Origin of the sequence: Pauljensenia sp. UMB3104 (genome assembly GCF_030217285.1) — a bacterium.
Taxonomy (GTDB): Bacteria; Actinomycetota; Actinomycetes; order Actinomycetales; family Actinomycetaceae; genus Pauljensenia.
Map to the genome: position 1 here is coordinate 1 of NZ_JASONN010000066.1, position 502 is coordinate 502.

At 62.2% G+C, this 502-nt stretch carries 1 protein-coding gene; it reads left to right on the forward strand.

Annotated features, from left to right (window positions below):
• Positions 1-144 precede the first annotated feature (144 nt).
• On the forward strand, positions 145-502 hold a 358-nt coding region (locus tag QP415_RS10770; protein WP_285100044.1), incomplete at its 3' end, for a transposase family protein.

Sequence of the window (502 nt, forward strand, 5' to 3'; positions counted from 1 at the left end):
TATCGGGTCTTAATGCACCTTATGAGGCTCTTCATAATTGAGGGTGTGGGGGTGGTATGCGGGGTTGGGCGTGTCGTGGCCGGGTAGAGGTCGAGGTCTTCCGATGATGGGGGTTGCGACACCGTCCATCTGAAAGACCTCGACATGTCCAATGCTACCTTTGATCGCCCTGATCTGAGCGCCTTCACGGGCCTGGATGACCTAGGACTGGAAGTGATGGGTCAACGTGTAGGAGACGATCGGACCGTCTTGGCCTGCAAGGTAGTGGGTGAGGATCGGTGGTGCCGACAGTGTGGGGGTGAGGGCGTCGTACGTGACACGGTGGTCAGGCGCTTGGCTCACGTACCCTACGGGTGGCACCCCACCATGTTGCACGTGAGCGTGCGCCGCTACCGCTGCCCAGAGTGTGCTCACGTGTGGCGTCAAAACATGAGTGCAGCGGCCGACCCGCGTGCGAAGCTCTCGCGTGCGGCGGTGCGCTGGGCGCTGGTGGGCCTGGTGG